The sequence below is a fragment of the Nocardia ignorata NBRC 108230 genome (assembly GCF_001612905.1).
GTDB classification, from domain to species: Bacteria; Actinomycetota; Actinomycetes; order Mycobacteriales; family Mycobacteriaceae; genus Nocardia; species Nocardia ignorata.
In genome coordinates this window covers 1-21,982 of the sequence record NZ_BDBI01000031.1, presented here as the reverse complement: position 1 = coordinate 21,982, position 21,982 = coordinate 1, and the positions used below count along the sequence as shown (strand labels likewise).

Genomic DNA, 21,982 nt, shown 5'->3' with positions numbered 1-21,982 from the left:
TTATGTCGATCACAGCTCGCCGCCGCCCGGCCGATCACGGCTGGTTCACCTCGTCGCGCTCCAACAACGGTAACCAATGTGTCGAGGTTCGCTTCGAAGGTGACGCCGTCCAGATACGAGACAGCAAATTCCGGCGCAACCCGATGAACCGTGGCCTCGACGAGCCGATCATCACCGTCCCCGCCTCCGTGTGGAACGCCTTCCTCGACTGCCTGCTCGCCCAGCGCCCGCACCCCTCCCTCACCACCCAGCACGCAGCCGACGGCGCCACGACTCTGCGCCACGGATCAACCGCCCTGCACTTCACCCCCGCCGAATGGGAGGCCTTCGTCGCCGGCGTCCGTGACGACGAATTCGCGTGCGTCTAGGGCGGTTCCGGCCGCCACCGATCAGAAATCCTCCGCCGCGTCGTCAGTTCTGATGTCCCTCGCACCGGTGGAAGGAATGCCGATATGACCGACGCCGGACCGCTGAGCGCCGACGAGGCCACGTTCCTCGACGTTGTCCGCTCGGGCGATCCGGCGCGGTTCGCGGTCCTCACCGAGCGCCACCGGCGTGAGCTGCAGGTGCACTGCTATCGGATGCTCGCGAACTACGACGACGCGCAGGACATGACGCAGGAGACATTCCTGCGTGCCTGGCACAAGCGGGAGTCGTTCAAGGGCAACGCCGCTCTGCGCACCTGGCTGTACCGGATCGCGACCAACGCCTGCCTCGACTTCCTGGACAAGCGCACGCCCATACCCTCGGAGCTGCCCGGTTCCGAGACAGCGCGCCTGCAGCCCTACCCCGACCGGATGCTGCCCGAGGACCCGCAGGAATCGGCGATCGCGCGGGAGACGATCGAGCTGGCGTTCATCGTCGCCGTCCAGCACCTGCCGCCGCGGCAGCGGGCGGTGTTCATCCTGCGCGATGTTCTCGGCTGGCCCGCGTCGAAGGTGGCCGAGGCCCTCGAGATCACCGTCGCCGCGGTGACCAGTGGCCTGCGGCGAGCGCGCGCGACGATACGCGAGCAGCTACCCGACCGCCGCCTCGACTGGCAACTTCCCGCACGCCACGAACTGTCGAACGACGAGCGCGGTGTGGTGCGGTCCTACATCGACGCCCACCAGCGCAACGACCTCGACGGACTGATCGCCCTGCTGCGCGAGGACCTCAGTTTCGTGATGCTGCCCGACTCGGGCATCGTCACCAGGACAGCGAAAGACGCGGTGGACGGGTGGGTCGCCGGTGGGCTCTTCCAGCCCGGCCACGACGATTGGCGCGGGATCGCCACGACGGTCAACCGCATGCCTGCCGCCGCGCTGTACCTACGCACCCCCGACGCCCCCGAGTACCGATTGTTCGCCGTCGCGGCCCTGCACATCGTCGACGGCAAGATCGCCGAGCTCACCGGATTCGACGCCACCGGCAAGCCCTGGCTGGGCCTGCCGACGACACTGCCGGTCCACGAGGCCTGGGTCCAAGACACCGAGGAAGAGGCTTGAACCGATCGATGCTCACCGCCTCGTCTCGTATCGGGTCAGCACCACGCCGCCGGGAAACGTCCGCGCTTCGAGGAACTTCAGGTTCACCCAGCTGTCCAGCGCGGTGAAGAACGGTGTACCGCCGCCCACCAGCACCGGATGGGTGACCAGCAGGTATTCATCGATCAGCCCGGCTCGCATGGCGGCCGCGGCGAGCGTCGCACCGCCGATATCCATCGGACCGCCCTCCTCTGCCTCGAGCCGGCCGATCTCACCGACCGCATCGCCGCTGACCAGGCGCGTGTTCCAGTCGACCGCGCCGATGGTCGAGGAGAACACCACCTTCGGCATGTCCCGCCAGCGGCGGGCGAACGCGACCTCCGCCGGCGTGGCGCCCGGCTGCTCGTCGGCGGTGGGCCAATGTGAACTCATCGCCTCCCACAACTTGCGCCCGTACAGCGACAGCTCCGTCGCCGCCACCCGGTCGGACCACCACTGGAACAGTTCGTCGCTCGATGAGGAATCCGGCCCCTCACCCCCGCTCCAGCCGAGGTCGTCCCCGGGTGCGGCGATGTAGCCGTCCAGAGTCACATTCATCCCGAAGGTCAATTTCCGCATGTCGTCCGCCTCCTGTGAGTCGATCTCCCAGGTACAGACGGCCACGGAGCGAAAAGCTGATCGGAGCGCGACCTGTGAGCGGTCGGCCGATCAGTGCGGCGCCGTCCGGCACGCCCCCGGTTCGCAGGGATGTTTCGGCATACTGGAGCGCGTGACTTCGGATCTGAGCAGCCCCTCCGGTATCGACCTGTCCTTCCGTGATCAGGATGTGCGGGTGCAGGACGATCTGTTCGCGCACGTCAACGGGCGGTGGTTGGCCGACTACGAGATTCCGGCCGACCGGGCGGTGGACGGTGCGTTCCGGACGTTGTACGACCAGGCCGAGATCGATGTGCAGACCATCATCACCGAATGCGCCGATGGCGCGGCCGACAGCGCGGACGCCCGCAAGATCGGTGACCTGTACTCGAGCTTCATGAACACCGAGTTGGTCGCCGCCGCCGGGCTCACCCCGGTGGCCGACGAACTGCGCGCCGTCGCGACCGTCACCGATGCGAGCGCGTTCGCCGCGCTGCTCGGCCGCTTGCAGCGTACCGGCGTGCGCGGCGCGCTCGCCTACTACGTCGACACCGACGACAAGGACTCCACCCGCTACCTCCTGCACGCCACCCAGTCGGGCATCGGCCTGCCCGACGAGTCGTACTACCGGTCCGACGAGTTCGCCGAGATCCGCGACGCCTACCGCGCCCACATCACCAAGATGTTCACCCTCGCCGCGTCCGACCCGGCCCTGGCCGGCCTCGTGCCGACCGATCCGGCCGACGCCGCGAACCGGGTGTTCGAGCTGGAACGCACCCTGGCGGCAGGCCACTGGGACGTGGTGCGCCGCCGCGATGCCGAAAAGAGCTACAACCTCACCACTTTCGACGAGCTCGCCACCGCCCACCCCGAATTCGACTGGGCTGCTTGGGCCGACGCCCTCGCCGAGGGTGTCGACCGTGCGGGCGCCGAGCTGTTCGCCGAACTCGTGATCCGCCAGCCCGGTTACGTCGGCGCCTTCGCGCGCGCGTGGTCGGATGTGCCGCAAGCGGATTGGCAGGCGTGGGCCGCGTGGCAGGTGCTGCACGCGCGTGCCCCGTACCTCACCGACGAGATCGTCGCCGCGAACTTCGACTTCTACGGCCGCACTCTCACCGGCGCGCAGGAGATCCGGGAACGCTGGAAGCGTGGCGTCGGCCTGGTCCAGGAACTGCTCGGCGAGGCCGTCGGCAAACTGTATGTGGCCAGGCACTTTCCGCCGGAGGCCAAGGCGCGGATGGTGGAGTTGGTCGCCAATCTGCAGGAGGCCTACCGACGCAATATCGCCGAGCTCGAGTGGATGGGCCCCGACACCCGCGCCGCCGCACTGACCAAGCTGGAGAAGTTCACCCCCAAGATCGGCTACCCCGATACCTGGCGCGACTACTCGGCGGTCGAGATCGACGCCGCCGACCTCGTCGGCAACTACCGCCGTGGCTACGCCGCCGACCACGACCGTGACCTGGGCAAACTCGGTGGCCCCGTGGATCGCGGCGAATGGTTCATGACACCGCAGACGGTGAACGCCTACTACAACCCCGGCATGAACGAGATCGTCTTCCCGGCCGCCATCCTGCAGCCGCCGTTCTTCGACATGAACGCCGACGACGCCGCCAACTACGGCGGGATCGGCGCGGTGATCGGCCACGAGATCGGTCACGGCTTCGACGACCAGGGCGCGAAATACGACGGCGACGGCAATATGCAGGACTGGTGGACCGACGACGACCGCGCCGAATTCGGCAAGCGGACCAGGGCGCTGATCGACCAGTACAACGTGCTCTCGCCCGCTGACCTGTCCGACGAGCACACCGTGAACGGCGAGTTCACCATCGGCGAGAACATCGGCGATCTCGGTGGCCTGTCCATTGCCCTTGCCGCGTACAAGATCTCGCTCGACGGGAAAGAACCGCCGGTCATCGACGGCCTCACCGGTCTGCAGCGGGTGTTCTACGGCTGGGCGCAGGTGTGGCGCACCAAGGCGCGGCAGGAGGAGGCGATCCGCCGCCTCGCCGTCGACCCGCATTCGCCGCCGGAGTTCCGCTGCAACGCGGTGGTGCGCAATATCGACAGCTTCTACGAGGCCTTCGAGGTGACACCCGAGGACAAGTTGTACCTGGCACCGGAGGAGCGGGTCACCATCTGGTGATCGGGCGCGACCCTACCGCTGAGCCGGTAGGGTCGAAACCCACTGTCAGGGAGAGGTTTTCATGCGACATCGTCAAGTAGCCGACGACGTGTTCACCATCCGAGGCACGGACGTGAACATGGTCCTGCTGCGCGAGGGCCGCGACCTCACTCTGATCGACGCCGGCTGGTACGGCGACGCGAAGAACATCGAATCGGCGCTTCGTGCCCTCGGCCACCGCCCCGAAGACGTCGTCGCCGTCCTGCTCACCCACGCCCACCTCGACCACGTCGGCGCCCTGAACCACCTGCACCGCCACTACGGCACCCCCGCCTACACGAGCCCGACCGAGGTAGCGCACGCCCGAGGCGAGGTCCACGAGTCCGCCACTCCCCTCGACGTGATCAAACGCCTCACCGACCCCAGCACCGCGGCCTGGGCACTGCGCATCACCGCGGCGGGCGGCCTCCGCAAGAACCCGGTTCCCCACATCCAGCCCTTCCCCACCGCAGGCCCCCTCGACCTCCCGGGCCACCCCGTCCCCATCTCCTCCCCCGGCCACACCTCCGGCCACACCGCCTTCCACCTCCCCACCCAGGGCGCCATAGCCACCGGCGACGCCCTCATCACCGCCCACCCCACCTCCCCCCACCAGGGCCCCCAACTACTCCCCAGGTTCTTCCACCACAACACCGACCAAACCCTGAACGCCCTCACCACCCTCGAACCCCTCGACGCCCCCCTCGTCCTCCCCGGCCACGGCCTCCCCTTCCGCAAGGGCATCACCGAAGCTGTAATCCGAGCCCGCGAACACGCCACCACCCTCCTCCGATGAACTTGCCGCAGATGCTCGTTTTCAGTGCATCCAACGCGAGTAAGGTCGGAGATAGTCGCGTTTATGGCAACTAAAGTATAGTAAGCAAATGCCTGCTGTACTTTCTGCTCGCAGCTGCCGATGACCTGGCCACCGCATCGCCTCGAAGAACGCGCGTGGTCGCCGCGGCAACGCCAGGGTTCGCGTGACGACCGCCTCCTGGACCGTATTACGGTCTCTGTTCCCCCGCGCATCGCCGACCTGGACTATGTGCCGCCATCGCAAGTGGTGACCGCGGGCGAGGCGGCCGTGATCGCGGTGGCGCGGCTCGAAGCGGGATTCGGCCAGTACATGGCTCCGCTCGCCGACTTCCTGCTGCGCAGTGAGTCGGTAGCGTCATCGAAGATCGAACACATCGACGCCGGCTGGCGGGCCTTCGGAAAGGCCGTCGGCGGAGCGAAGGCGAGCGATGAAGCGAAATCGCAGCTCGCCGCCGTCCAGGCACTCGCCACGATGGTGGATGCGGCAAGCAGCGGCCCGGTCACGACCTCGGATCTGCTTGCGGCACATCGGCTGCTCATGGCTCCGGACTATTACGCCGCTCGTGAGGCCGGCCGGTTCCGCGATGCGCAGAACTGGATCGGTGGTAGCGACTACACCCCACTGCACGCGTTGTTCGTCCCGCCGCCGCCCGAGCTCGTCGGTGAGCTGATGGACGACCTGCTGACTTTCACCGCCCGAACCGACCTGCCGATCATGGCGCAGGCGGCGATCGCGCACGCGCAGTTCGAGTCCATCCATCCGTTCGTCGACGGCAACGGACGGATCGGGCGCGCGCTGATCAGCGCGATATTCCGCAGGCGTGGCCTGACCAGCCGCGTCACCGTTCCGTTGGCGTCGGTCATGCTGGCGAACACCGCACGCTACTTCGATCAACTCATGGCCTACCGCGCGGGTCGCGTCGACGAATTCGTCGAGTACGTGGCGCTCGCGGCCGTCCACGCCAGCGACGCTGCGATCGAATCCGCCCGGACGTTGGCGGACTTGCCCGCGCAGTGGCGCGCCTCGGCCCGGCCGAGGGCCGGATCTTCGGACGAGGCGCTGATCGCCGGACTGCTCGACCACCCGATCCTCAATATCGACACGGCACAGCGAATCGCCGGAACGACCGACTCCGCCACCTATCGAGCGCTGGATCGCCTGGTCGAGGCGGGCGTGCTCGAGGTGCTTTCGGCAGCGAAGCGGGGTCGAGTATGGGCGGCAACCGACATTCTGGCCGAACTCGACGCTCTCTCGGCAACGATCGGAAAGCGGACCGCCGCCGGGCTCAAATAGGTCAGCGGAGGCGGAGTTCGGTTTCGGCGTCGAAGTAGAAGATTTCTCCGGGTTTGGGGCGGAGGTGGAGGGTTTCGCCGAGGGTGGTGTGGAAGCGGCGGTCTACCCGGACGACGATTTTGCCTGCGCGGGTCGACCAGTCGGTGCCTGCGCCGTGGGTGTAGACGAAGGATTCGGCGCCGAGTTCCTCGAGGAGTTCGGCGACGACGGTGATGCCGTTGGGGTCGGTGGTGACTTCCCAGGATTCGGGGCGGATGCCGAGGATCACGCGTCGACCGGAAACGCTGCGAGGCACCGGGATTCGCAGGCCGTCGAGGACGGCGTGGCCGTCGGCGACAGGCGCTTCGAGCAGGTTCATACCGGGTGAACCGATGAAACCGGCGACGAAGGTGTTCACGGGGTCGTCGTAGAGTTCGCGCGGTGCGGCGATCTGCTGCAGGGTGCCTTCACGCAGCACGGCGACACGGTGGCCCATGGTCATGGCCTCCACCTGGTCGTGGGTGACGTACACCGTTGTGGTCCCGAGGCGCTGCTGCAGGGCGGCGATCTGCGAGCGGGTACTCACCCGCAGTTTCGCGTCCAGGTTGGACAGGGGTTCGTCCATGCAGAACACCTGCGGGCGGCGCACGATCGCCCGGCCCATCGCCACCCGTTGCCGTTGCCCGCCCGACAGTTTCGCCGGTTTGCGATCGAGCAGCGGCTCGAGTTCCAGCATGGCGGCTGCCTCGCGGACCCGAACCAAGGTGTCGGACTTCGACATTCCCGCGTTGCGCAGGGCGAAGCCCATGTTCTGCGCGACGGTCATGTTCGGGTACAGCGCGTAACTCTGGAACACCATCGCCACATCGCGCGCCCGGGGCGGCAGTCCGGTCACATCACGATCGCCGATGCGAATCGTGCCGTCCTCCACCGATTCCAGTCCGGCGAGCATGCGCAGGCTGGTCGACTTGCCACACCCGGACGGCCCGACCAGCACGAGGAATTCGCCGTCGGCGATGTCGAGATCGAGTGCGTCGACCGCGGCGGTCTCGCTGCCGGGGTAGCGGTGGGTGACACCGTCGAACTGCACTGTCGCCATGGACTTCTCCTCGAAAACGGACGAGCGGACCCGCGGCGGTGACCGCGGGCCCACGGGGACTACTTGGGCAGCTTGGGGGTGATCTGCCGGTCGATGATCGCCTGGATGTCAGCGGCGACCTTCGCGAGAACAGTTGCGGGATCGGCGTTCTGCAGACCGATCTGCTCGTATCCGGTGCCGATGATCTGGTCGGCGCCGGGCACGAACACCCGCGCGTAGTCCTGCGACTTGGTCACCGCGAGTTGGTCGATGGCGGTCTTGGAGTGCGGGTTCTTGGCGAGGAAGTCGACCTCGGTGGGATCGCTCACCGCCGACTTGCGTACCGGCATGTATCCCGTGTTCTGCGAGAAGTACGCCGTATTGGCCGCATTGGTCGCGAACTCGATGAACTTGAGCGCGTTCACCTTCCGCTCCGCGGAGATGCGCGACGGCACCGCAAGACCCGCACCACCGGTGGTGACGCCGGGCCCGCTGGGATGCGGCAGGAACGCCGTGCCGAGCTCGAACTTGCCGGTCGCGTTCTTCTGGATGCCCTTCAGGTCACCGGTGGAAGCGATGGTCGAGGCGGCGACCCCGGTCCCGAAGTCGACGGCGATCTGTGGGCGGATCGCCGCGTACTTCTTCACATTGATCGATTCGCGCAGGTAGGCGGCGGCCGCGATCGAACCGGGATCGGTGAACTTCAGCGCCCACTTGTCGGAGTAGGCGCCGCCGAAAGTCCAGTTCGGGCCCTGGAAGGTCCAGCCGAGGTAGTTCTTGGCATCACCCCAGGCATGCGCGAACTTGTCACCGCCGACCACCGACTGGATCTTCGGCCCCCACTCGTCGAACTCCTGCCACGAGTTCGGCCCACGATCCGGCAGCCCCGCCTTGGCCCACACGTCCTTGTTGTAATAGAACAGCGGCGTCGAGCGCGCATACGGCAGCGCGTAGTGCTTACCGTCGAACAGGTAGTCCGCGGCCAGCGAGTCGACGTAGTCGTCGAGCTTCACCCCCGCCTCACCGAACAGCCCGTCGAGCGGTTCGATGGCACCGGTCAGCGCGTAGTTGAACCACCAGACATCCGACAGCACCACAACATCGGGCAGGTCACCACCGGTGAGCGCGGCATTGAACTTCTGCGCCACCTCCTCGTAGTTCTTGCCCGCGTCGACGAGGTTCACCTTCAGCTCGGGGTGCTGCGCCTGGAACCGGTTGATGAGCTCGAGCTCGAGTTCCTTGGAGGTGCCGGGGTGGTTGGACCAGAAGGTGATCGTGTTCGCGTCGCCGCCACCACCGGACCCACCACCGGTGCCCGCACAAGCGGTGAGCGCGAGACCGGCGGCGACACCGCCGGACAGGCCGAGGAACCCGCGACGGCTCAGCGCCGGAAATCGTGAAGTGGACACGTGGATCTCCTGTTCGAGAATCAACCCTTGACCGCACCGGAGGTGAGGCCTTTGATCATGTGACGTTGCAGCGCGAGGAACACCACGAGAATCGGCAGCATGGTGAGCACGGTGCCCGCCATCACCGGACCCCAGTTGGTGACGCTCGGGTTCTCCGTGTTCTGTAGCAGCGTGAGCCCCACCGGCAGGGTGGCGACGTCGGCGGAGTCGGCCATCAGGAACGGCCAGAGGTATTCGTTCCACTCGTTCACCAGCGTGACCACCGCGAACGCCACCATGGTCGGCCCCGACATCGGCAGCACCACACGGGTGAGCAGCCGCCACCAGTCGGCGCCGTCCATCCGGGCGGCCTCGATCACCTCACCGGGCAGCGACAGGAAGTGGTTTCGCATGAGGAAGGTTCCGAAGGCCACGCCGCAGAGCGGGATGATGATGCCCTGGAAGGTGTTGCGCCAGCCGAGCTGCGCGATGAGCGCGTAGTTGGAGATGACGGTGATCTGGTTGGGCACCATCAGCGCGGCGATGATCGCGAGGAACACGATGTTCTTGCCGGGGAAGCGCAGGAACACCAGGCCGTAGGCGCTGAACACCCCGAGCGTGAACTTCACCGCCGACACCACCCCGGTGACGATCAGCGAGTTGCGCAGGAACGTCCAGAACGGGACGGTGGTCGTGGCGTGCCCGTAGTTCTCCGGGTGCCAGCTGTGCGGCCAGTACACCGCGGGCTGGGTGTAGATGTCGGCGCGGTCCTTGAACGAGGTGATGAGGATCCAGAACAGCGGAACCCCGACCATGACGAGCACGCACAGCATCGCCGCGTACCCGAGCAGCGTGATCGCGCGTTCCCGTCTGCGATACGAAACGGTTTCGGGACCAACGTGTTTCATCGTTCACCTCGATCCATCACGCGCACCTGGATAAGGGTCACCACGAGCAGCACCGCGAACATGATCGTGGCGACAGTCGCGCCGTAACCCGCGCGGAAATTGCGGAACGATTCCTCGTACACCTGGAACACCATGGTCGTCGTGCCGTTGCCGAGCGGCCCGCCACGTGTCATCACATTGATGATGTCGAATACCTGAAGCGAGTTCAGCAATACCGTGATCGAAAGAAAGAATGTAGTCGGACGGAGTTGCGGCAGAAGCACTTTGGTGAATGTCGTCCACCGGCTCGCGCCGTCCATTTCGGCGGCTTCCAGCAGTTCGCTCCGCACGCCCTGCAGTGCCGCCAGATAGATGACGAAGGTGTATCCGAGATTCTTCCAGATATAGGTGATCGTCACCATGAACAACGCCCACTGCGGATCCTGGTAGAAATCCGGCACATTCGTCACGCCGAGGCGGTGCAGCACATCTTGCACGAGCCCGAAACTGGGGTCGAAGATGAATTGGAATGCCACGCCGATCGCCGCACCGGAGATCACGAACGGCGCGAAGATGGCGGAACGAACGACATTGCGCCCGAACAACTTCCGGTCGAGCAACATCGCCAGCGCCAGCCCGAGCGCCATGCTCACCACCACCGCCGCGACGGTGAAGATCACCGTGTTGCCGACGACCTTCCAGGAGTCGTCGCGCTGCCACCACTCCACGTAGTTGGCGAAACCGATGGGCGTGGCGACGGGATCGGCGATGTTCCAGTCGGTGAACGAGAGCCGGATGTTGTCGGCCAGCGGCCGGTAGACGAACATCCCGAGCAGAACCAAGTTCGGGACTACGAGTAACACGAACAACGCGTAGTCCTGCCACGGCCGATTTCTCAGGCCACGACCTCGCTGCACGGGAAGAACCCGCTCCGGACTGCTACGCACCGCGGCAGCTTTACGGTGCATGGCGAACCGCTGGTTAACCCTGCCCGCCGATTTCCTGAACATCGGGCGCACAAAGCCGAGTACAGCAAAAAGCCGAACAACACGACCGGGTTTGATCGTATTGTTCGGCTTTTGTTCAGTGCCGCTGGGGAATCAGTGGCGCCGGGCTGTTAGTTCCAGTCGCCCAGGCCGTCGCCGGCGCTCAGGGTGGGGCCCTGGGTGCCGGTGACGATCACGGCATCACCGCGACGCGAGTTCTCCAGGAACCACTTGGCATCCTCGGTGCTCACGTTCAGGCAGCCGTGGCTGGCGTTGGAGTAGCCCTGCTGACCCACCGACCACGGCGCGGCGTGGATGAAGATGCCGCTGTTGGACAGGCGGGTGGCGTACTCGACCTCGAGCTTGTAGCCCTCGGGGTCGGTGACCGGCACACCGTAGGTGGACGAGTCCATCGTCATCTTCTCGAGCCGCTCGCCGACGATGTAGGTGCCGTTGGGGGTCTCGTAGCCGGGCTTGCCGAGCGAGGTCGGCATCTCGCGCACCACTTCACCGTTGCGGGTGACGGTGATGACCTTGGTGGCGTCGTCCACGGTGGCGACGAAGGCGTCACCGATGTGGAACGAGCTGGTGGTGCCGCCGGCGACAACGGTCACGTCGGTGTTGGCGGGCCAGAACTCGGTGGGCTTCCAGCGCACCTGCTTGTCGCCGGTCCAGTAGAAGTTGCCGGGCACGTTGGCGCTCGAGGTGACCTTGATGGCCCGCTCGGCGGCCGCACGATCCTCGATCGGCTCCTTGAAGGTGATGATGATCGGCTGTGCGACGCCGACCGTCTCGCCGTCGGCGATGTTGATGTTCGGCGGCGCGAACGTCGCCTGCGGCGCGGGCTGCTCGACCACGGGGTTGCTGGAACCCGCGCCGGGAAGCGCGGGCTGAGCCTGCGCGGGGACAGCGATGAGCGCGCCGGTGGCGGCGATCGCCGCCGTCAGCAGCAGACCACGGCGAAGCCGATGTGATTGCTGCCGGTTTGCCTCGTAGTGCATTAGGTTTCCTCGTCTATATCTTCGAATGACGCGGAGTCCGCATGGGGTCTCCACGGGGTAACGACGCCCCGACCCTGACCGCTCATTCCTACCCGTCCGAGGTGACAACGTGCCAGCTCCGTTGCATCGCGATCACGGAACGGCAACGGTGTGCGCTGTGTCACATAACAACCTGTGACTCAGTGGCTTTCGTCAAACGCCACGCTCAGGGCGGCGAGTCGGAAAGGCGTCGGCACCACGGTCCGGAAGCACACGCATGTGAGTCTCAAACCTGGAGTGAGGGAGATCACGCCGTGCGTGTGAAGTGGATCGCCCGGTTCGGCGCGGTCGCGAGATTGTGCGGCACCGTGCGCGGCCGACGGCCGAGGGCCAGCGCGGGGTCCAGGCGCAGCCGGGCGCTCGTGAGCAGGGTGGCGAGCACGACGCGCAACTCGTATTCGGCCAGCGTGGCGCCGATACACCGGCGATGACCGCCGCCGAAGGGCGCGTACTGGAACGGTGTGTATTTGCGGCCGAGGAACCGGTCCGGGTGGAAGAGCCGGGGTGCGGGCCAGATCGACGCCTGGCTGTGCAGTACACCGACCGCCAACCCGATCGTCTGTCCGGCGGCCACGTCCACCCCACGCCAGCGCCACGGTTCGCGAAGCTGCCGCAGCACGATGGGCACGGCCGGGTGCAGGCGAAGCGTCTCCTGGCAGACGGCGTCGAGCAGCGGCGCGGTGGCCTGTTCGGCCGGGTCGTCCCCCGTCTGGGCCAGCTCGTCGGTGAGCCTGGCGAGCAGGCCGGGTTCACGGTGCAGGTGATACAACGCCCAGGTGAGTGAGGTCGCGGTGGTCTCGTGCCCGGCGACGAGCAGGGTGCGCAACTGTTCGCACAGTTCGGCATCGGTCAGCGCGGAGCCGTCCTCGTAACGGGTGGCGAGCAGCAGATCGAGCAGATCGCCCGCGGCCGGTCCCTCGGCGCGACGGCGCGCGATGCCCGCGAGCAGCCGCCGATCGAGCCGGCCCCTGGCCGCGACGAAGCGGTCCCACGGCCCGAAACCGCCGGTGGCACGGCGCAAAGTGGGCGCTACGAGCAGGGGCGTGGTGAACGTCGAGAGGAAATCGTCGACCGCGTCGCCGTATTCACTGTCGGCACCCGCGCCGAACACCGCCGCGAGGATGGTGCGCAGGGTGATGGATCGGGCCTTCGTCAGCACGTCGACCCGGCTGCCGACCGGCCAGGAAACGCCTGCACCGCTGTCGGATTCGAGTTCACGCAGCGTCGATTCCCGGATCACCTCGCCCAGCGTCCGCACCCTCGCGCGGTGGAATGCGGGCGCGAGCACGGCCCGATCCGTGCGATGACGCGGCCCCGAACTGAGGATCAGCGACGCCGTGCCGACCATCGGCTCGATCGGATTCGGCCGCGGCGGGTCGACGAGCTCGACCGGCGCCCGGAACAGTTCACGCGCACCCTCGGCGGTCCCGGTGAACAACACCGGCGGAAACCCCGGAAACCCGACCGCGAACGGGTCACCGCTCGCGGCACGTCGACGCAGGTAGCCCTCGAAATCGAGGCCCGCGGCCAGGCCGTGCAGCAGGGCGGGGCGTGGTGAGCGCTGACACTTCATGTCAGGTACTACGGCGTGCGCCCGCGCCCGGTTCGACTACCGCTCGGCGCGGGTGCGCCGCACGGTGCCCTGGGCGATGGCCGCGAGCTTGGCCAGCCGCGCGTCCCCGAGCGCGGTCACCGCATTGCCGAGCCGGTTGGTGACGAACGCGATCGACATTCCCAGATCGGGATCGGCGTAGGCGCCGGAGCCGCCGACTCCGTAGTGGCCGAAGGCATGTCGCGGTTGCTGCTTGGTCATCAGCACGGGCCGGTGGTAGCCGAGGGTGAACCGCAACGGCAATCCGAGTACATAGTCACGGCTCTCGGTCTGCTGCGTGCGGTTGATCTGCTCGATCGTCTTCGGCCGCAGGAACTGCACTGGTGAATCGCCCTCGGCTGCAGCATTTTCCGCGTCACCCGCATAGACGACGCCCCCGTTGGCCAACGCGCCGTACATCCGTGCCAGCGCCCGCGCCGAGAACACCCCGTTCCAGCCGGGCATCACCGCGTCGTGCACGCGCGGATCGCGGACCAGTTCGTCGAAACTCTCCGGCATCCCCGCCTCCGCGAGCCCGCGCACGGGCCGCACCCAGGACAACACCGACGACGCGGTGTTCCAGCGAATACCCGGCGGCGCCAGATGCGGGAAGATCTTCGCGATCCGGCGACGCTGCGCGACGGGCACCTGGAACCAGAACTCGTCGGTTCCCAAGGGCTGGGCCACTTCCCGGCGCAACAGCTCGGTGAAGGATTCGCCGGTCGCACGCTGCAGGATCTCCGAGACGAGCCAGCCGAAGGTGATGGCGTGGTACCCGGAGGTGCGGATGCGGCGCGGGTCGGCCGGGCTGTCGGCCAGGGCGGTCACCACCGCGCCGTAGTCGAGAATCCCCTCGCGGCCCGGAACCAGCCCGCGCACCCGGTGCAACCCGGCCCGGTGCGACAGCACATCGCGCACGGTGATGTCGTGCTTGCCGTGCGCGGCGAACTCGGGCCAGTACTCGGCGACCGGCGCCTCGTAGTCGATCAGTCCCCGCTCCGCGACCCGGTGCAGCACGGTGGCGGCCACACCCTTGCCGGTGGAGAAGGTGAGCGCCACATGCCCGCCGTTCCACCGCTGATCCTTGGCCGCCCACCCCGCCCAGACATCGACGACGGGACGCCCGTCGAGGTAGACCGCCAGCGCACCGCCCCCGCGGCTCGGTTGCTGGAACAGCCCGAAGAAGTGGTCGGCCAGCCGGATGAACCTCGGATCGATGCGCATCTGCCGTGGCGCGGTCGGCGTACCCGCGCCCGGCTCGCCCGCCGTTGCTGACACCATCGGCCCAACCTCCTGATGCTGCGTAGCGATCCGCCGACCGGATCGGGTCGACGCCGGTGGCTTCGGTGGTGTATTCACAGTAGGTGTTTGCAGATCTGTCCATCCGCCGGTTGGCCGGCGCGCTCGCCATCACGGCGGTCGCGTTCGGTTCGAGCGCGTGCGGCGGCACCATCGACGGCTACGCGCAGCCGGCGATCGACGTGGTCCCCGCCACCAGTAGCGCCGCACCGACCACCAAGAAACCGGGCAAGTCGACGACGAGCAAACCGGCACCCACCACCAAGAAGGGTGGAACCACCGACTTCCAGGCCAGTGTCGGTGACTGTGTGAATCTCGGCGGCACCGCCGAGGACGCCACCATCGAGAAGGCCTCGTGCGGCAGCCGCTCGGCCAACTACAAGGTGATCGGCAAGGCGCCCAACCGCGACGGTTGCATCGCCGACAGCGACCAGAACTACTTCGAAACCCTCGACGGCGTCGAGACCGGCGCCCTGTGCCTCGACATCGACTGGGTGGTCGGTGGCTGCATGGATGTGGCCGCCGAACAACTCGTCGCGCGCCGGATCGACTGCAACGCCTCGGGCAACGAGCCGGTCCGGGTCGTCACCATCAAGAGCGACGCGACCAGTGCCAACGACTGCCCCGACGACGCCGACGTGGGCTATGTCTACGACACCCGCCGCTTCGTCGTCTGCGCGCAGACGCTGTAACCACCGACGACGAGACGGGCCGCACGGTGTGACCGCGCGGCCCGTTGTCTGTTCACCGGCCGATCAGATCGGGTGGAACCCGGATCCGTGACCGCCGCGCGCGTTCATGTCGTTCATGATCGCGGACATGTTCGTGCCGACCTCGGGGCCGAAGCAGGCCACCGCGAGATAGGCGTTCACCATCCCGACCAGCGTCGACCCGACCACCACCGGCGCACCGGAATCGCCTTCCACGACGCACATCTGCGACCACGTCTCCACATTGGTCGCGAACACGTCGCCCCAGGTGATGCCGCAGGTGTTGCCGGTGGTCCGGCCCTCCTTGCACACGATGGTCGGGAACTGGGCGGGCCCGCCGACACCGGTGATGGTGACATTGCCGATCCGGTTCACCGGGGTGATCCGGCCGGGGGTGAATTCGATGACGGCGTAGTCGAGTTCGGTATTGCTGTAGACGAACCTGCCGATCTCGCCGTATCCGCGATCGACCTCGGCGGCCACCGGTGCGCCCGCGTCACCGCAGTGCCCGGCGGTGAGGCCGACGAGCCTGCCCGCGCCGTCGTGGCCGACCGTGGTGAGGGTGCATTCGAAGGTGTTGTCGATGACGATCCCGGATCCGCCGCCGATCACCGGTAGACCGGGTTGTGCCTGCGAGGTGCCCGCGCCGGTGCCGAGTAGAGCCGCACCGAGGGTGAGCGCGAAGGCGGCCGTGGCCACACGCGCGAGTTTGCTGAACATGTCCCTCCAGATGTCGGAAGTTCGCACGATATCAATACGGTCTGTCTATAGCCGCGGTATTCGATCCCGGGCGCGCCAGAGCGAAGCCCTCGGATTGCTGCTTACCAGGCGCCGCGACACCTCGCGCGGTGATAGCGATTCTCTATCGAAATCGTGATGAAGCCGGGCCTGGCGAGTTATACCCGTGATCTGTGCGGGAAATCGGACGTGTCATTCGTTATGTATGACAGTTTTCCGCAATATTCTCTCCGGCAGCCGCAGACGCTGGGAGTCCGCGCCGGGAAACGACGTCCGGCGCAAACTCCGAAACGGGACAATTCAGGGCTGTATGGTCCGTCATGGCAGTGGTCATAAGGGCCTCCGAGAGTGATATCCATCTATGACAGCGCTCACATGTCGGTGGTGTGTTCTGCACTACTCCGTAGTAAGGTGCGTCAAGCAAACAAGTCGTCGGGGTGTTGATGGCCTGGCGTCGAGAGGGGTAATAGCAGTGCAGTCGACCAAGAGTCCGCCCGAACGTTCACGGGTCAGTGAAGCTGTGGACTGGACCAAGGGCCTTTGGGAAGACCATCCGAAGAAGTCCCTCGAAACCTTCGGTCGACAGATCACGATGGGTATCGAAGCCATCACGGAGCTGGTCGTCGCGATCTTCCGTAAACGCTTCCCCTTCGACGAATTCGTGCGTCAGTGCGCGTTCATGGCAAGCGTCGCCGCCGCTCCGACGCTGCTGGTCGCCATCCCGATCGCGGTCATCGTGTCCATCCAGGTCGGCGCGGTCGCCGGTCAGGTCGGCGCGACCTCGTTCATCGGCGCCGCCAACGGCCTCGGCATCATCCAGCAGGGCGCGCCACTGGTCACCTCGATCATGATCGCCGGCGCCGTCGGCTCCGCGGTGTGCGCCGACCTCGGCTCACGAACCATCCGCGAAGAGATCGACGCCATGAAGGTGATGGGCGTCGACCCGCTGCGCAGGCTCGTCGCTCCCCGGCTCGGCGCCGCCATGCTGGTGAGCTTCCTGCTCTGTGGTTTCGTCGTGTTCGTCGGCTTCATCACCGGCTACATGTTCAACATCTTCGCCCAGGCGGGCACGCCCGGTTCCTACATGAGCACCTTCGCCTCGTTCGCGGTCACCCGTGACCTCGCGGTGGCGCTGCTCAAGTCGGTCATCTTCGGCATCATCGCCGCGATCATCGCCTGCGACTCGGGCCTCAACGCCCGTGGCGGCCCCGGTGGTGTCGCCAACGCGGTGAACTCGGCGGTCGTGAGTTCCATGGTCATGCTGCTCGGCGTCAACGTCGCGATCACGCAGATCTACGCCGCTGTCTTCCCCCCACAGGTGGTCTGACCATGTCATCGACTTATGTACCTCCGCTGCTGCGGCCGATACGCCAGCTCAAGGCGGCGGGCAAAGCGCCCGTCGACGCGCTCGCCCGCCTCGGCCACCAGGTCTTCTTCTTCCTGCGGTCCGTCGGCTCCATTCCGCTGGCGTTCAAGCAGTATCCGAAGGAGATCTGGCGCCTGCTCTCCGACGTCACGTGGGGAAACGGCAACATCGTCGTCGGTGGTGGAACCATCGGCGTCATCCTCATCATCAGCGCCTTCGGCGGCATGACCGTCGCCATCCAGGGCCACACCTCGCTCGACCTGCTCGGCCTGAGCCCGATCACCGGTGCCATCTCGGCCTTCGCCACCACCCGTGAACTCGGCCCGCTGCTCGCGGCGCTGGCGTTCGCGGCCCAGGCGGGTTGTCGGTTCACCGCGCAATTGGGCGCCATGCGCATCTCCGAGGAGATCGACGCGCTCGACTCCATCGCCATCCGCCCGCTGCCCTACCTGGTCAGCACCCGGATGATGGCCGCGGTCATCGCGATCGTTCCGCTGTACTGCATCGGCCTGGTGATGGCCTATCTGTCCTGCTCGGTCACCGTGCAGCTCATCGGTGGCACCGCGGCGGGTACGTACTCGCACTACTTCTACCAATTCCTGGTACCGACGGACGTGCTGTACTCGCTGCTCAAGGCGGTCATCTTCGTCATGATCACCACGTTCATCCAGTGCTACTACGGCTTCTTCGCCTCGGGTGGTCCCGAGGGCGTCGGCGTGGCCGCGGGCCGGGCGATCAAGATGTGCATCATCCTGGTCGTGTTCGCCGACCTGTTCATGACATTGGCGATCTGGGGCGTCGACCCCGGCATCAGGATCTCGGGGTAGGGCCAGATGATCATCGATCCCAGTGGGCGCGGTCCCACCATGAAACAGCTGTACGTCGCGGGCCTGTGCGGCCTGGTCGTCTTCGCTGTGATTCTCGCTTTCCTCATGGCCAGGTACCAGGGCTACTTCGTACCCAAGGTGAACGTGGCCGCGAACCTCTCGACCACCGGTGACGGGCTACCGTCCAACGCCGACGTGAAGTTCCGCGGTGTGCTCGTCGGCACCGTGAAGGACGTCGACATCGTCGACCAGGGCGCCGTGCAGAAGGTGAACATCGAGCTCAAGCCCGAGTTCGCCAAGGGCGTCCCGAGCAATGTCACCGCCCGCATCGTGCCGAGCAACCTGTTCGCGGTCACCTCGGTGGAACTGGTCTTCAACGGTGCCTCCAACGACTACCTCGAAGAGGGTTCGGTCATCCAGGAGGACCGCAGCGAGGGCACCATCGCCCTGCAGGACACGCTCACCACGGTGCGCGACATCCTCAACGAGGTCGACCCGGTGCAGCTGGGCCGCGTGCTCGGCACCCTCACCCAGGCCCTCGACGGCAGCGGCCGCGTGCCAGGTTCGACCATCCAGCGCCTGGACGAGTGGATCACCACCGTCTCCGACGCGGGCCCGAACCTGGCAGGCATGCTCGACGACTTCTCCGCCTCGGCCAACGCGCTGAACCAGTCGGCGCCGGAACTGCTCGACGTGCTCGGCAGCTCGGTGCAGACCGCCAACACCATCGCGAGCAAGCGCGACCAGCTCGTCGCCCTGCTGATGGGGTCGAGCGCGACCACCGACCGGGTCAACGACCTGTTCGCGAGCAACCCCGACGTGGGTAAGGAAGTCACCGTCGGCCTGAACGCCACCCTCGGTGCCGTCGCCCACGAACCGAGCTCGATCACCAAGACCTTCCAGGTGTTCGGACCCGGACTCGCCGCGCTGAACACCACCTTCCACGGTGGCCCCAGCGGTAAGCAGATGGTCTGGAACGCGGGTCTCACGTTCACCCCGTACCAGCCCAACACCGTCGCGGACTGCCCGCGCTACGGCGATCTGCTCGGTCCGAGCTGCTTCACCGCGCCCGCCGAGGTGAGCCTGCCGCCGCTGCCGGAGAAGCTGCGTCCCCGGGCGCTCGACTCCGCCGCGGGTCTGCCGCCGCTGGTGAACATCCCCGGGCTGCCGCAGATTCCGGGCCTCACCATCCCGGCCGCACCGCTGCAGGCGGCGGCCGGAACCGAGATCACGCCGTTCGCCGGTACTCCGCTCGAGGGGCTCGTCCCGTCGTTCCAGATCCCGGGCCTGCCCGGTGCGGCGCCCGCCGCCGCACCCGCGCCTGCGCCCGCGCCCGAGCAGGCACCCGTGGTGCCGTCGGGTACGCCCATCTCCTACCAGGGCAACGACGCCATCGTCGAACTCCTCGGCCGCAAACCGACGGTCTCCGAGCTGCTGCTGCTCGGTCCGATCATGAAGGGCGGAACTCTGACCGTGTACGACAACGAGGGTGGCGCATGAGTATCCGCAAGCCACTGATCGGATTCGGCATCTTCGCGATCGTCTCGATGCTCGTCATCGTGGTCGTGTGGAATACGCTCGCCCGTTCGGTAGACGGTGACACCCGCAAGTACACCGCCATCTTCACCGACGTCCTCGGGCTGCGTCCCGGCGACGACGTCCGGATGGCCGGTGTGCGTGTGGGCAAGGTCGAGAAGATCGAGCTCGACGGCAAGAACGACGCCAAGGTGTCGTTCATCGTGCAGAGCGACCAGGACGTCTTCGACGACACCAAAGCCCTTGTCCGCTACCAGAACCTGATCGGCCAGCGCTATGTGGCGCTCACCCCGGGCAAGTCGCCGAGCCCGCAGGTGCTGGCCAGCGGTTCGGTGATCCCGCTCGAGCGCACCGAGCCCTCGTTCGATATCTCCGCGCTGCTCAACGGTTTCCAGCCGCTGTTCCAGGCGCTGGAGCCGGCCCAGGTGAACGCGATGTCGGAAACGCTGATCCAGGCGTTGCAGGGTGACGGAGTCTCGTTGTCCTCCTTCATCATCCAGGCGGCGCAGATGGCCACCGACTTCCAGCGTCGCGACGCCATCCTGAGCGATGTCATCACCAACCTGTCGGCGGTGATGGCCGGTCTGGCCAAGCGCGGTGACGAACTGGAGACCCTGGTGACTCAGACCCGCGCGCTGATCGGCGGGCTCTACGACCAGGGCCAGTCGCTGCAGAACTCGACGGCGACGCTGGCCGACGCCACTACCTCGCTGGTGGCGATGATGAGCAAGATCCAGCCGCAGCTGGCCGCTACGCAGAACTCCACCACCGCGGCGCTGAACCTGTTGCTCGCCAACGGCGCCAAGCTCGACCAGGTGGCCATCGACATGCCGTCGATGCTTGCCGACCTGGGCCGCATGACCTCCGAAGGCACGCACGCCAACGCCTACCTGTGTGGTCTCGATATCTCGCTGTACGGGGTGCTCTTCCCGCGCGGCCTGTTCAGCCAGATCGGTGGCACGTCGCACTCGGAGGTGTGCCGATGAGCAAGCTCAAGAAAACATTCCTCGGCAACCGCAACTTCTGGCTCGGCGTCATCGGTTCGCTGGTGGTCGTGCTGTTGCTGGTCGGCTCGAGCATCCTGCAGTTCATCGGGATCGGTAAGCAGAGCATCGAGGCCGAGTTCGTGCAGGCCGCGGGCATCAGTACCGGCGACAAGGTCGCCGTGTCCGGTGTTCAGGTCGGCACGGTGTCGGGCGCCAAGATCGAGGGCGACCACGTGGTCATCACCCTCGACGTGGATTCGAGCATCAAGTTCGGACCCGACGCGCACGCCTCGATCAAGATGGCGACCCTGCTCGGTGCCCGCTACGTCGACCTGAAGCCGGGCGACGGATCGGGCCTGAAGGACGACACCATCCCGCGCTCCAACACCGATGTCCCCTACGACATCGCCGATGTGGTGCAGGTCGGTACGCCGAAGTTCGAGGCCCTGGACACCAAGAAGCTGGCCGCCTCGCTCAACACCATCAGCGGCGAGCTCGGCGATTCGCCCGCGCTGGTCGCGCAGGCGCTCGACAGCGTCGGCGCACTGGCCAAGGTCGTCGACAAGCGCAAGGGCGAGGTCGACAGCCTGCTCAAGGATCTGGACCGCGTCACCCAGCTGCTCGCCGACAACCGCAACAGCGTGCTGCTCGTCATCACCCAGGGTGAGGCCATCGCCAGCCGGGTGATGGAACGGCAGAACCTGCTGCGTCAGCTGCTCGACAACATCGCCACCCTCACCCGTCAGCTCGAACAGATCGGCGGGGAGAACGGCAACCAGTTCGCGGGCACCATCGGCCAGCTCAACACCATGGCCCAGGGTCTGCAAAAGAACAAGGACAACCTCGACAAGCTGTTGCAGATCGGTGCGCCGACCGCGCGCTACTTCAACAACGCGCTCGGCAACGGTAACTACGGCTCGGTCGCGCTGCCGTGGTTGCTCCCCGACAACTGGCTGTGCTTCGCACAGGTGATCCAAGGGTGCGCAGGATGAAACTGAATTTCGGACGCGGTAAGGCGCTGGTTCGCGCCGCACTGATCGGCGCGACCGCACTCACCATCGGCAGCTGCTCGCTCCTGCCGAGCCAGGTGGACGACGCCCTCGGCCGCTCGACCAAGATCACCGCGGATTTCGAGAACATCGCGGGTATGTACGAGGGCAACGACATCATGGTCCTCGGTCTGCCGGTGGGC

General features: G+C 66.5%; 20 protein-coding genes and 1 pseudogene. 12 read left to right on the top strand and 9 right to left on the bottom strand.

Annotated elements, in window-relative coordinates; all coding sequences use genetic code 11:
* Window positions 1–2: 2 nt before the first annotated feature.
* Both NI2_RS24765 and NI2_RS24760 read left to right on the top strand, forming a co-directional pair.
* Complete coding sequence (locus NI2_RS24765; RefSeq protein ID WP_067495043.1) at window positions 3–368, top strand: DUF397 domain-containing protein; 366 nt, start codon at window positions 3–5, stop codon at window positions 366–368.
* Window positions 369–452: 84 nt separating this feature from the next.
* Window positions 453–1,487 carry an RNA polymerase subunit sigma-70 gene (locus tag NI2_RS24760; RefSeq protein ID WP_067495040.1) on the top strand — a complete coding sequence of 345 codons (1,035 nt, stop codon included), beginning with the start codon at window positions 453–455 and terminating at the stop codon, window positions 1,485–1,487.
* A 12-nt stretch (window positions 1,488–1,499) separates the two neighbouring features.
* Here the strand turns inward: NI2_RS24760 and NI2_RS24755 are convergent, their stop codons facing one another.
* On the bottom strand, window positions 1,500–2,084 hold the full coding sequence (locus tag NI2_RS24755) for a dihydrofolate reductase family protein (protein WP_067495410.1): 585 nt from the start codon (window positions 2,082–2,084) through the stop codon (window positions 1,500–1,502).
* Between the two features lie 151 nt (window positions 2,085–2,235).
* Here NI2_RS24755 and NI2_RS24750 point away from each other — a divergent pair, with 151 nt between their 5' ends.
* From NI2_RS24750 to NI2_RS24740, 3 genes are all read left to right on the top strand, one after another.
* On the top strand, window positions 2,236–4,251 hold the full coding sequence (locus NI2_RS24750; protein WP_067495038.1) for a M13 family metallopeptidase: 2,016 nt from the start codon (window positions 2,236–2,238) through the stop codon (window positions 4,249–4,251).
* Window positions 4,252–4,312: 61 nt separating this feature from the next.
* Window positions 4,313–5,065 carry an MBL fold metallo-hydrolase gene (locus tag NI2_RS24745; protein ID WP_067495035.1) on the top strand — a complete coding sequence of 251 codons (753 nt, stop codon included), beginning with the start codon at window positions 4,313–4,315 and terminating at the stop codon, window positions 5,063–5,065.
* A gap of 120 nt (window positions 5,066–5,185) precedes the next feature.
* Window positions 5,186–6,379 carry a Fic family protein gene (locus NI2_RS24740; RefSeq protein ID WP_067495032.1) on the top strand — a complete coding sequence of 398 codons (1,194 nt, stop codon included), beginning with the start codon at window positions 5,186–5,188 and terminating at the stop codon, window positions 6,377–6,379.
* Window position 6,380: 1 nt separating this feature from the next.
* On the opposite strand, the gene NI2_RS24735 is transcribed toward NI2_RS24740, so the two are convergent.
* The 7 genes from NI2_RS24735 to NI2_RS24705 form a co-directional block, all read right to left on the bottom strand.
* Window positions 6,381–7,457 carry an ABC transporter ATP-binding protein gene (locus tag NI2_RS24735; RefSeq protein ID WP_067495029.1) on the bottom strand — a complete coding sequence of 359 codons (1,077 nt, stop codon included), beginning with the start codon at window positions 7,455–7,457 and terminating at the stop codon, window positions 6,381–6,383.
* Between the two features lie 59 nt (window positions 7,458–7,516).
* Window positions 7,517–8,845, bottom strand: coding sequence for an ABC transporter substrate-binding protein (locus NI2_RS24730; RefSeq protein WP_084476755.1), 1,329 nt, complete (start codon window positions 8,843–8,845; stop codon window positions 7,517–7,519).
* Between the two features lie 20 nt (window positions 8,846–8,865).
* Complete coding sequence (locus tag NI2_RS24725; RefSeq protein WP_067495026.1) at window positions 8,866–9,732, bottom strand: carbohydrate ABC transporter permease; 867 nt, start codon at window positions 9,730–9,732, stop codon at window positions 8,866–8,868.
* Window positions 9,729–10,679: a carbohydrate ABC transporter permease gene (locus NI2_RS24720; protein ID WP_067495023.1), complete on the bottom strand. Its 951-nt coding sequence runs from the start codon at window positions 10,677–10,679 to the stop codon at window positions 9,729–9,731. Before NI2_RS24720 ends, NI2_RS24725 begins: the two co-directional genes overlap by 4 nt.
* A gap of 149 nt (window positions 10,680–10,828) precedes the next feature.
* The gene (locus NI2_RS24715) at window positions 10,829–11,698 is read right to left on the bottom strand and encodes a L,D-transpeptidase (RefSeq protein ID WP_067495019.1); all 870 of its coding nucleotides are present in this window, start codon (window positions 11,696–11,698) and stop codon (window positions 10,829–10,831) included.
* Window positions 11,699–11,984: 286 nt separating this feature from the next.
* Entirely contained in the window at window positions 11,985–13,310 is a 1,326-nt protein-coding gene (locus NI2_RS24710; protein ID WP_067495016.1) for a cytochrome P450, read from the bottom strand.
* Window positions 13,311–13,346: 36 nt separating this feature from the next.
* Window positions 13,347–14,609 carry a serine hydrolase domain-containing protein gene (locus NI2_RS24705; protein WP_067495014.1) on the bottom strand — a complete coding sequence of 421 codons (1,263 nt, stop codon included), beginning with the start codon at window positions 14,607–14,609 and terminating at the stop codon, window positions 13,347–13,349.
* An 83-nt stretch (window positions 14,610–14,692) separates the two neighbouring features.
* On the opposite strand from NI2_RS24705, the gene lppU reads away from it, so the two are divergent.
* The gene (gene lppU, locus NI2_RS24700) at window positions 14,693–15,319 is read left to right on the top strand and encodes an LppU family putative lipoprotein (protein ID WP_067495011.1); all 627 of its coding nucleotides are present in this window, start codon (window positions 14,693–14,695) and stop codon (window positions 15,317–15,319) included.
* 63 nt (window positions 15,320–15,382) lie between these two features.
* Here lppU and NI2_RS24695 read toward each other — a convergent pair whose 3' ends face one another.
* Window positions 15,383–16,057, bottom strand: a complete 675-nt coding sequence (locus NI2_RS24695) for a S1 family peptidase (RefSeq protein WP_067495008.1) — start codon at window positions 16,055–16,057, stop codon at window positions 15,383–15,385.
* A gap of 490 nt (window positions 16,058–16,547) precedes the next feature.
* Here NI2_RS24695 and NI2_RS24690 point away from each other — a divergent pair, with 490 nt between their 5' ends.
* The 6 genes and pseudogenes from NI2_RS24690 to NI2_RS24665 all read left to right on the top strand — a co-directional run.
* On the top strand, window positions 16,548–17,402 hold the full coding sequence (locus NI2_RS24690) for an MlaE family ABC transporter permease (protein WP_067495005.1): 855 nt from the start codon (window positions 16,548–16,550) through the stop codon (window positions 17,400–17,402).
* A gap of 2 nt (window positions 17,403–17,404) precedes the next feature.
* Window positions 17,405–18,268 carry an MlaE family ABC transporter permease gene (locus NI2_RS24685; protein ID WP_067495001.1) on the top strand — a complete coding sequence of 288 codons (864 nt, stop codon included), beginning with the start codon at window positions 17,405–17,407 and terminating at the stop codon, window positions 18,266–18,268.
* A 6-nt stretch (window positions 18,269–18,274) separates the two neighbouring features.
* Entirely contained in the window at window positions 18,275–19,768 is a 1,494-nt protein-coding gene (locus NI2_RS24680) for an MlaD family protein (protein WP_067494998.1), read from the top strand.
* On the top strand, window positions 19,765–20,790 hold the full coding sequence (locus NI2_RS24675; protein WP_067494995.1) for an MCE family protein: 1,026 nt from the start codon (window positions 19,765–19,767) through the stop codon (window positions 20,788–20,790). Before NI2_RS24680 ends, NI2_RS24675 begins: the two co-directional genes overlap by 4 nt.
* On the top strand, window positions 20,787–21,782 hold the full coding sequence (locus NI2_RS24670; RefSeq protein ID WP_067495405.1) for an MCE family protein: 996 nt from the start codon (window positions 20,787–20,789) through the stop codon (window positions 21,780–21,782). Before NI2_RS24675 ends, NI2_RS24670 begins: the two co-directional genes overlap by 4 nt.
* A pseudogene (locus NI2_RS24665) lies at window positions 21,779–21,982 on the top strand (mammalian cell entry protein); the annotation flags it as partial. The gene NI2_RS24670 and the pseudogene NI2_RS24665, both read left to right, overlap by 4 nt.